The organism is Bacillus sp. JST-5, assembly GCF_057747715.1.
Map to the genome: position 1 here is coordinate 1 of NZ_JBYLHW010000152.1, position 1,387 is coordinate 1,387.

Consider the following 1,387-nt stretch of genomic DNA (forward strand, 5'->3'; position numbering starts at 1 on the left):
TGGATCTACGTCAAGTTTTTGGACACAAAAAGATTAAGTTTTTTTGCACAACAACCATTCATGGATTGTTCCACGTCCCAAGTAGATTGTCAAAGTGAAAAGAGCCTTTGACAATCTACTTGGGACGTGGAGAAATAAACCCATGGCTGTTGTGCCAAAAAATGTGAAGGGGGATATATTCTGTACCCCATGTTTTACGCTGCTATTCGGCACATTTTTTCGTATTCATCCGGTGTCAAATAACCAATGCTTCCATGAATTCGTTTGCGATTATACCAACCTTCGATGAATTGAAATAACGCAATTCTCGCTGTCTCAAAGCTTTCGTATTTGGTTAGATACACTTCTTCTTTTTTCAATATGGCATGAAAAGATTCAATACAAGCGTTATCATATGGACATCCTTTTCGACTAAATGACGGAACCATTTCATGTTTTTTTAGTAGTTTTTGAAAGGTTTCACTTGTATATTGTGTTCCTAAATCTGTATGCACGATAAGACCAGGATCGGGCTTTTGATCTTGAATCGCATTCTGAAGTGCTTCCAGCACAATTTCTGTTGTCATGATACGAGAGAATTTATATCCGACCACTTTTTTTGTATGTAAATCAAGAACGGACGCTAGATAACACCAACCATCACGAAGCGTATGGACATATGTAATATCAGCTACCCATTTTTCGTTGATTGTTGTTGTAGTGAAATCTTGATTTAATACATTTTCTCGTTCTTCTACGGGTTTTTGTGTTGGTGTTGGGCGGAATTTTTTTACAATACATGATTGGATGCCTGCTTGTTTCATCAAACGTTGAACTCGATTGATACTGCCTGTATAGCCTTCTTTTTTAAGTATTTCAAAGATTTTAGGGGCCCCATAACGACCCTTACTTTCTTTATGGATTGCTCGAATTCGTTCAAGCAGTTGTTCGTTGGCGACATGATAGCTATTCGGCTTCTTGTGAAACGATTGATAATACGTACTTTTAGGCATCTTTAAAACACGACACATCATTTGGATTGGATGATGTTCGCTTTCTTTTGTAATCAAGTCAATCAGTTCTTGCTCATCTATTTTCTCGCGAATATGGTCATAGCCTTTTTTAAGATTTCGATCTCCTGTTTTAATCGAAGATTTTCCTTTTGAATGGCTTCTATATCAGCCAAAGTTAATTCCTGTTCACATTCAATTGGAGAGAGTTGCTTAATCCATTTATAAATCGTTACTTCTGAAACACCATATTCGCTAGAGAGTTGACTGACTGGAGTGCCTGAGCGATAAAGCTCAACTACTGTTTGTTTAAATTCTTGATTATACCGCTTTTGACTCATGATTCGGACACAACCTTTCGTTAGTTTAATATTAATGACTTAACCAAGTTGTGTCCA

At 37.0% G+C, this 1,387-nt stretch carries 1 protein-coding gene; it reads right to left on the reverse strand.

Annotated elements, in window-relative coordinates:
- Positions 1 to 194 precede the first annotated feature (194 nt).
- Positions 195 to 1,330 (reverse strand): IS3 family transposase gene (locus tag AC3ASS_RS14285; protein WP_488284159.1). Its coding sequence is split into 2 segments (ribosomal slippage): positions 195 to 1,096 and positions 1,096 to 1,330, totalling 1,137 coding nucleotides; the frame shifts between segments, so codons are not numbered across the junction.
- Positions 1,331 to 1,387 lie beyond the last annotated feature (57 nt).